The following is a 9,860-nucleotide window of genomic DNA, read 5'->3' as shown; positions in this document are numbered from 1 at the left end:
TACCTATGACCGTATAGAGCGTGGAACCATTTTTATCCCTCATGTCACTTTATCCATGATTGGAGGCATTCAACCTTCACGCATTATTCCCCTCATTCAAGCAATAAACCGTGGAATAAATGATGATGGTTTATTGCAACGCTTTCAAATGATTGTCTGGCCCGATGACAATAAAGAGTGGCAAGTGATTGATAGACCGCCCAATAAAGAGGCATGGCAAAAGTATGAAGGGGTGTTTCGCTCTTTTCGTGATAAACGCTTAGGGTCTCCTGAACAGCCGCTGATCATGCGTTTTTCTGCTAAAGCACAAATGCAATTTTATGAATGGTTAGAGCATCTTCATAGAGAAGCAAAAGGAGGTACGCACTCAGAAAGCTTACAAGCGCATCTTTTAAAAATGCCTAAAACCATAGCAAGCCTTGCCTTGATTTTTGAACTTCTTGACGGTGGTCGTTTAGAAATCGGACCCTATGCCATCACAACAGCCTTGCGTTGGACAAGTTATCTGTTAAGTCATGCAAAACGTCTTTATGCGGCCCATGATACATTAACAGTAGAAAGTGCAAAATTAATTGTCGAGCGTTGTGATCATTTACCCGATGTTTTTACAGCAAGAGATATCTATAGACGATGTTGGCGTTCTTTAAAAGACAATCAAACCGTGAAGCAAGCTTTAGAGCTTTTATGCCATTCAAATCACCTTCGAAAAAAGTTTATAACACAGCAGACAAGTGGACACCCTAATGCCTATTATGAATGGCATCCTTTAATCAAAAACAACAGCATAAAACAGTAAAGAAACCTCTTTTAAAAACTTTCTACTCACATAGGCAACACTCTTTTTAATGGCATTCTCATCAAAGAACTTTTCTCTAAAAAAAATAATCTGAGTGATCTTATAGGAAGAGTTTTGTCCAGGGCTGTCAGTGCTGTCAGTGTTGTCAGTTCCTTTTAGACCCTCTATTATTTTTTTTTAATGAGAAAAATTAAAAACATTATATTTCAATAGGTTAATTTCTTTAAAACATAACCCATATCAAAAATACAATCTTTAAAGATAACTAATGATGTGAATTGATTAAAACCTGTCAGTTATCTGTCAGTAAATTGAACTGACAAAAGCGATTATTTTATGCCTTATAAAACCTATCAAAATACTCATTCTGATATTTTAAAGCCCATAGTACATTTATCTTGATTAACCCATGAAACGAATAGCAAATTTTACTATTTTGCTGATCTTACACTGTATCATAGGCTGTGGATAAACAGCCTTTTAAGATCCCTTTTGAAAAAATTTATCCGTTTTTTCGCATTTTTCTGCATTTTTTCTCAATTCGTTCAAAATGGATTTAATAAGCTTCATTTTGATTCTTTTGAAAAGAATTAACCCTCTCATACCAAAACGGAGCTCTGTTATAATATGCTGCAATCTCTTAAGTCTGATCATGAACATGTCACGCTACGCTCTCTGTTGGAATATTATCGCGGACAAGCTAAATCACCCCGTGAATTGGGAACGCTGTTTGAAAACCTTGTAAAGGTTTATTTAGCTGAAGACCCGTTGCAAAAGCAAGAATACGAAAAGGTTCAAACTTATTTGGAATGGGCTAAGGAACATGATGAAGATGGGCGTGATATTGGTATTGATTTGGTCGCTACAATCCGTGATCAAGGAGGATATGCGGCTATTCAATGTAAATGCTATGATGCTTCTCACATCATTAAAAAAGAAGATATTGATAGCTTTATCGCTGCGTCGGGCAAAAAGATTTTTACGCGTCGTATTCTCGTTGATAGCACCGAAAGCAATTGGAGTGATAATGCTAACAACACTTGTGATGGTCAAGAAGTTCGTATTCAACAGATTAATCTATTTGATTTAGAAAACAGTCAAATCGATTGGGACGCTTATAAAGAACAAGGACAAGCCGTCCTTAAAGAGAGACCGAAAAAAAAGCTTTTAGATCATCAGATAGAAGCGCTTGAGAAAGTCTGTGAAGGTTTACAAGAAGCAGACCGTGGCAAGCTCATTATGGCATGTGGGACGGGTAAAACATTCACCAGTCTTAAGATAGCAGAACGACTAGCAGGAAAAGGCAAGCGTGTATTGTTTCTGGTGCCCTCTCTCGCTCTTATCTCTCAAACAATCCGTGAATGGGCAGAAGATACACAAGTGCCTTTGCGTTCCTTTGCCGTATGTTCGGATACGCAAGTAGGTAAGCGTCGTAAGAATAAAAATGATGATGAAGCTGGTCTTGATGCATCAGATCTTGTCTTGCCGGCGACCACGGATTCACAAGAGCTTGCGCGTAAAGCCAATAAAACTTCTCTTGATGTAATGACTGTGGTCTTTTCTACTTACCATTCAATCCAAGTGATTTCCGATGCACAAAAAGAGCATGATTTACCCGAATTTGATCTGATCATCTGTGATGAAGCACACCGTACCACTGGAGCTGTGTTAGGAACAGACAAGCGTGAATCTGAATTTATCAAGGTTCATGATAACAGCATCATTCGGGGCAAAAAACGTCTGTATATGACAGCAACCCCTAAGATCTTTACCGACAAGCTGAAAAAGAAGGCTGACGCATCTGATGCTGTTCTGGCGTCCATGGATGATGAAGAGCTCTATGGAAAAAATCTTTACACGTATACTTTTTCAAAAGCTCTAAAAGATAAACTTTTAACACCCTATAAAGTTATCGTCTTGGCTGTTGATGAAGCAATTATTAACGCAACGATTCAGAAACGCCTTAAAGATAAAAATTCCGAACTTATTCTTGATGATACAACCAAAATCATTGGCTGCTACAAAGCACTTTCCCAAATAGAAAAGAAAGAAGAAGATGGCATAAAACCCATGCGTCGTTCTCTAGCTTTTTGTAAAAATATCAATACGTCTCAATTAGTTAGCGAACTATTCAATGACGCCATTGATGAATATCATAAATTTGTTCCCGAAAGTAAGACTTCTCTTATCTTTGATGTTAAGCACATTGATGGATCTTTTAATGGCAAAAATCGTAATAAATTACTTGATTGGCTTAAAGAAGAGACAGATGAGAATAACTGCCGTGTGTTAACCAATGTCCGCTGTCTCTCTGAAGGAGTCGATGTCCCTGCTCTTGATGCGGTTATGTTTTTACACCCGCGTAAAAGTCATGTGGATGTGATACAGGCGGTGGGGCGCGTGATGCGTCGCGCAGAAGGTAAAACAACAGGCTATATCATTTTACCCGTTGGTATTCCCTTTAATATTCCACCACAACAGGCTTTAGAAAACAATACAAAGTATGATGTCATCTGGCAAGTTCTCAATGCTTTGCGTGCTCATGATGACAACTTTAAAAACAAAATAAAAGCCTTAGAGCTAGACCAAAATGTTCGTCATGTGTTTGAGATTGTAGGAGTCACTTTTGACCCTGCTTTACAAGCAATGACCGCAGTTGTTGACGAACTCTCTTTCCACACGAAATTGGAAAGTGCTGGGCTTCATATTGGTTCAGTAGCAAGTGAAAGCTCTTATAAATATGAAGGACAAAAAGAATTCGAGTTTTATGTTGATGAATTATCGCGTGCTATTAAGCCCATCATTGTCAAAAAATGTGGGGAGCCTAATCAGTGGGAAAAATGGGCTGGCAATGTGGCTGCAATTGCACAAAATCATATTATTCGTCTTAAAAGCATACTCGCTGATAAAAAGAGTGAAGCTTATCGCGCCTTTCATGCCTTTCATAAAGAATTAAAGAACGGTTTAAATGACAGTATCGAACAAGAGGATGCACTCGAGATGTTGGCGCAACACCTTGTGACACGTCCTATTTTTGAATCCTTGTTTGATGGAAATGAGTTTGTGAGTAAAAACGCCATCTCGCAAGCGATGGAAAAAATTTTAGCTGAACTTGATAAGATTAATATCAAAGACGAAGCCAAAGATCTTGAAAAGTTTTATCAAAGTGTAAAGGATGATACAGAGGATATTATTGAAACGCGTGCAAAACAGAATCTTATTATCAAACTTTACGAAGATTTTTTTACCAAGGCATTCAAAAAGACAACAGATAAGCTTGGGATTGTTTATACGCCTATTGAAATAGTTGATTTTATCTTACATTCCGTCAATGATGTTTTAGAGCAAGAGTTTGGACAAAGCTTAAGTTCTCGAGGCGTCTCTATTCTTGACCCTTTTACAGGTACAGGAACCTTTATTACAAGGCTTTTACAATCTGGACTGATAAAACCAGAGGATATGGAATATAAGTTCCGAAATGAAATCAAAGCCAACGAGATTGTTCTCCTAGCCTATTACATAGCAGCCATTAACATTGAATCGACTTATCATAGTCTTATGAAAGGAGATTATATACCCTTTGAAGGAATTTGTTTAACTGATACGTTTCTGATGTTAGAGGAAAAAGATTTTTTTACACGCTATATGTTTGAGAATTCAGAGCGGTGTAAAAAACAGCAGGAAGCAGATATCCAAGTTATTGTTGGCAACCCTCCTTATTCCGTAGGGCAAAAAAATGCCAATGATAATAATCCAAATGTGCGTTATGATACGCTTGATGATAGTATCTATAAACAATATATAACGAGATCATCAGAAAAAATGAATCGAAATAAGCTTTATGATAGCTATATTCGAGCAATTAGGTGGGCAAGTAATCGCTTAAGTTCACAAGGAGGTATTGTCGCTTATATTTCTGGGAATGGATGGATAGATAAAATCTCTGCGGATGGTATGCGTAGTTGTTTAGAAAATGAATATTCCTCTATTTATATCGTTAATCTTCGTGGAGATATTCGAAAAAACAGATTATCGAACAGAATGGCAAAAGAAGGACAAAACGTCTTTGGCTCTGGATGTCAAAATGGAATATCAATAACTCTTTTTGTACGTAATCCAAAAAAACAACAGCCTTGTAAGATTTTCTATCATGATATTGGGGATAACCTTTCTACAAAGGAAAAATTAAAACAATTGCGTGAATTTAAGAGTATAAAAGGAATAACACACTCCAAACGATTTATTGAAATTACTCCTAATGAAAAGCATGACTGGATAAAACCAAGAGATGTCAATTTTTATCAATTTATGCCTATGGGAGATAGGAATACGTCGATAGATACTAAGCTTTTTGAGGAAGTGTCGCTTGGTATGAGAACAGCAAGAGATTCTTGGGTTTGTAATTTTTCAACAGATGCACTAAGTACATCTGTGCAAAAGACAATTGATTTTTTTAATGAACAAAGGCGTCTCGTTGCTGAAAATCCGTCTATATCTATGAAAAAAATCATTGATTATGATACTACAAAAATCAGTTGGACGGATGCTCTTATCTCCAAATTAAAACGGAGCATAGAAGCAACATTTGAATCTCATCTAAAAGCTCTCATTCTTTATCGCCCGTTTATGACACTATGGCATTATACATCACCATTCTTAAATGAAGGTCTAGGACACACGCATCAATTTTTTAACTCAAATATTCTTGGCAACCTTGGAATTTGTGTTTCTGGAATAGGAAATCGATCAGGATTTTCTTGTCTTATGACAAATAAGCCAATCAGTTTTGATACATTGGAAAAAACGAGATGCTATCCACTTTTATTATATTCTGATGAAAAAAAACATCATAACCAGAGTTTATTTGCTGCAAGTGTAAAAAAGAAAGTTCGTGATGGCATTACAGATGCGGGATTAGCACATTTTAAAGCCGCTTATCCTAATGAGAATATAACAAAAGAAGATATCTTTTATTATGTTTATGGAATTTTGCATTCGGAAGATTATCGTGCCCGTTATGCTGATAACCTCTCTAAAGAATTACCTCGTATCCCGTGTGTAAAGAGTGCTGATGATTTTTGGAAGTTTGTGACAGCAGGGCGTGAACTGGGTCATTTGCATGTGAATTACGAAAGCATAGAACCTTATCCCGTGACCTTTAAAAAGGGTAATCCAAAAGTTACAGAGATCTCTAATCCTCAGAAATTCTATTATGTGACTGAAATGAAATTCGCAAAAATTAAGAATAGTAAGGAAAAGGATAAAACCACTGTTTTTTACAATAGCAATATTACCATAACAGATATCCCTCTTGAAGCTTATGAGTATATCGTCAATGGTAAACCCGCTCTTGAATGGGTTATGGGGCGTCAATGTGTAAAGACTGATAAAAAGAGCGGTATTATCAATGATGCCAATCGCTATGCTGTTGAAACCATTGGCAACCCTGCCTACCCTCTAGAGTTATTTCAAAGGGTTATTACCGTAAGTTTAGAAACAATGAAAATCGTAAAAGAACTACCAAAATTGGAAATTAGAGAAACTGAATAACTTAAAAGCATGCTCACATAATGGGTATGATAAACGCATAAGGGGTATAAGGTCTTATACCTATAGGTTTTATACCCCTTTATACTCTATACCCCCTTTATACATTGCTTACATACAATCTTTAAAAGGATAATTTATCATGCGTTATTCTAAAAAGAAGAAACTTGCACTTTTAGATACTCTTATTTGGATTGCTTTAAGATTTTTAAGAAATCCCATCTTAAATAGAGTTAGATTTTTTTACATTGCCTTTAAGAGGTTATACCGTAATCTAAAATGAGTGCTTTATCCTTTTCAAAAGCTTTGTTTAAAGAGAGTTATATATATTCATTTTCTTATATTACTTATAGGTTTTGAAGGTGCTTAAAACCCTCAAAATACCTTCAAAAATATATCACGGGTTGTATTTATAGGCTGTGTTTTAATATAGATTGTATCTCTAAAATGCTAATATATTGAAATATAATAACTTTTATTTTTCTATCGTAAAAAAATATATAAAGAGGATAAAAGGAACCCTCAAAACCTTCAAAACCCTCGAAACTCATAACCTAATGATCTTGATAACATCTCTTATGAGTTACAAGCTATCTTTTGAAAGGCTTTAAAGGATCATACGCTTTTCATAAAGCACGTTGTAATCATTCTCTAAATCATAAGGTTATCATTCAAAAAAACTGATAAAATTCATAAAAGGGATTTTAATAACGTAATCAGTTTTTAATTTCATACGCTTTTTATAAGACACGCTTTCATTACTCACTAAAATAATCACTTTTGTCAGTTCAATTTACTGACACATAACTGACAGGTTTTAATCAATTCATATCATTGGTTATCTTTAAAGATTGTACTCTTGATATGAGTTGTGTTTTAAAGACATTAACATATTGAAATATAATGCTTTTAATTTTTTATCATTTAAAAAAAATAGTATAGGGTCTAAAAAGAACTGACAACACTGACACGGTCTCTTAAAAGGGATTTTGCTAATCTCTATAATTATCAATCTCTCTTTAGATGTTTTCATAAGTGTTTTCATAACAGTCTATAAATCGTAATTATCCTATTTATCGTTTCTCTTATGAAACTGAAAAATGATGCGGTGGCTATAAAGAAGATAACAGCTATAGAAAATGCGTAAAAACAGTAGCTTTGAATAAAGCAAAAATGCAAATGAAAACATTGGTTATAAAGACGGTCCCTATAAAAGGCTGTTAAATTGCAAATGTGTTATAAACAAAATTCACAAAAAAATTAAAAATCATTTAGTGAAAAAACTGATAGGTTATAAAGTTAAAAAAACGCATTATGGGAGCGTTTTTAAATATTGTAAATGTATAGATTCAAAACATAACGCAATCGTTTAAGAAAGGCCATAATATAGCTTTAAAAGAACATAAATATAAAAGAAGCAATTCATAATCATAAGATATTATCAATACATAACGTAATTAAAAAAATACAAAAAAATATCAAAAAAGATAAAATATTATTTGACAATAAATACCTATTTTGTTATATAAATACTCAAGTGATTAACAAACACTTTACGTTAAGCGGATAGGTTACGATACAACCTTTCCTATGTTTTTAAAATACTGGCTGTTTTTTATGTGTTAATTAGCATATAATGACTCTGTCGGGTGTGCTTACATCATACAATACCCTTAGGGGAAAAGTGTAAGCAACGGACTTAACGCCGTGTTTGTTAGCGCCCGATGCTTGTTAAGAGCGTCAATAACAAACAATTTTACGTTAAGGTTTTAAATATGACAAATATATCAAAAAACACCCCCGTTATTTCTTCCATTGCAAATGAAACCGCATCTGTTAATAAACAACAGCCTGCAAAAAAATATGAACTTACTAATGAAAACCGCGTTGTTAACGGTGTGACTTTACACCGCATACGTGCTTTAAAAGATTTTGATGATGTTAAGGCTGGTCAATTGGGCGGCTTTATTGAAAATGAAAGCGACCTCTCTCATGATGGCAATTGCTGGGTTTATGATGATGCTATGGTTATCAAAGCAAGCGTTTCTGAAAATGCCAAAATACGCAATAATGCTTGTGTTGTGAATTATGCTAGGGTTTACGGTAATGCCGTGATTAGTGATAAGGCATGGGTTTTGAGTGATAAAGCACATGTTTATGACAATGCAGTCATTAATGGCAATGCAAAGATTGGTGGCTACGTTTATGGCAATGCCGTTGTGAGTGATAATGCCGTTATTACAGAGGGGGCTCTTATTCACGATAACGCCCGCGTTTATGAAAATGCTCAAGTGAGTGGGCTTGTGTTTAATGATGCCCATGTCTATGGTAAATCACGCCTTGCTACGTGGTCAAAAGCTTATGGCAATGCTCATGTTTTTGATAAGGCTATAGTTTATAGCGGTAGCAATATTTATGATAATGCCAAGGTTTCTGGCTCGGCGCGTGTTGGTCCCTGTGCAAACATTCACGATAATGCTCATGTGAGTGGCAAGGCACAAATTTGCCAATTTACAACGATTTATGGCAATGCTGTGCTTAAAGAAAATAAGAAATTTTCTGAAGATGTCTGTGGTGTTGATCAGGATATAAATAACGCTGCGTAAATAAAGACACGGGCGCGGCGAGGGCGCCCCTCCTTTCAAATTCTTCATTCAAAATTTAATCTTCTTTATAAAGGAATTGTGCCATGCAAAAAAAGTTTGCACTCACAAATGAAACGCGTGTGTTTAATAATCAAACTCTTTATCGCATCCAAGCATTAAAAGACTTTTCTGATGTTAAAGCTGGTCAATTGGGTGGTTTTATCGAAAATGAAAGCAACCTCTCTCATGATGGTAATTGCTGGGTCTATGATAATGCTCTTGTTTTAAATCCTGCCCATATTTATGAAAATGCCAAGGTTTTTAATAATGCTATTGTAATGGGTAGGGTTTATGGCAATGCCCATGTATGTGATCGTGCCCGCGTTTACGCAAATGCCCATGTTTATGACAATACGCATCTTTCTTATAATGCTTGGGTCTGTGGGCGGGTTTATGGCAATGCAAAATTATCAGGAAGCGCTCGTATTCATAGGAATGCTGTGGTTTATGATCATGCTGTTGTTAGTGGCGCCGCTAAAATTTATGGCAAGGTTTATGGCAATGCTAGCGTGGGTGGGTATATTGAGGTCTACGGTTCTGTTTATGGCAATGCTAAAGTGACTGGTTATCATACCATTAGAGGTTTGGTACATGGCAATGCAAGGTTAAAAAGAAATGGTTATTCATATGTCAAACAAAACTTTTACTATGCATATGGGATTCCTGAAGATTGTGAAATTTATGAAAACGATACCGTTGTAAAGATTGTTGAAAATAAAGCAGCATAAATGAAAGGACAAGCGCGGCGGGGGCGCCCCTCCTTTAACCATCTCATTTTAAAATTTAATCTTCTTATAAAGGAATTGTGCTATGCAAAAAAAGTTTGCACTCACAAATGAGACACGTGTATTTAATAATCATACCCTTTATCG

General features: G+C 35.5%; 4 protein-coding genes. All 4 read left to right on the top strand.

What is annotated here, in order from left to right:
• A partial coding sequence (locus MCY_RS05715; RefSeq protein WP_007347428.1) for a DUF3987 domain-containing protein occupies nucleotides 1-796 on the top strand: 796 nt, incomplete at its 5' end.
• A gap of 627 nt (nucleotides 797-1,423) precedes the next feature.
• Nucleotides 1,424-6,346, top strand: coding sequence for a DEAD/DEAH box helicase (locus MCY_RS05710; protein ID WP_007347427.1), 4,923 nt, complete (start codon nucleotides 1,424-1,426; stop codon nucleotides 6,344-6,346).
• Nucleotides 6,347-8,118: 1,772 nt separating this feature from the next.
• Complete coding sequence (locus MCY_RS05705; RefSeq protein ID WP_007347425.1) at nucleotides 8,119-8,949, top strand: hypothetical protein; 831 nt, start codon at nucleotides 8,119-8,121, stop codon at nucleotides 8,947-8,949.
• 83 nt (nucleotides 8,950-9,032) lie between these two features.
• Nucleotides 9,033-9,716, top strand: a complete 684-nt coding sequence (locus tag MCY_RS05700) for a bactofilin family protein (RefSeq protein WP_007347424.1) — start codon at nucleotides 9,033-9,035, stop codon at nucleotides 9,714-9,716.
• The last annotated feature ends 144 nt before the right edge of the window (nucleotides 9,717-9,860 follow it).

This window comes from Bartonella rattimassiliensis 15908 (assembly GCF_000278215.1).
In the GTDB taxonomy this organism is placed as follows: domain Bacteria; phylum Pseudomonadota; class Alphaproteobacteria; order Rhizobiales; family Rhizobiaceae; genus Bartonella; species Bartonella rattimassiliensis.
The sequence above is the reverse complement of the archived record's forward strand: the minus strand, read 5'-3'. Positions and strand labels throughout refer to the sequence as shown.

What these genes read in the sequence shown, in the direction of transcription:
- MCY_RS05710 (WP_007347427.1), top strand. Translation starts at nt 1,424, where the DNA reads ATGCTGCAATCTCTTAAGTCTGATCATGAACATGTCACGCTACGCTCT.
- MCY_RS05705 (WP_007347425.1), top strand. Translation starts at nt 8,119, where the DNA reads ATGACAAATATATCAAAAAACACCCCCGTTATTTCTTCCATTGCAAAT.
- MCY_RS05700 (WP_007347424.1), top strand. Translation starts at nt 9,033, where the DNA reads ATGCAAAAAAAGTTTGCACTCACAAATGAAACGCGTGTGTTTAATAAT.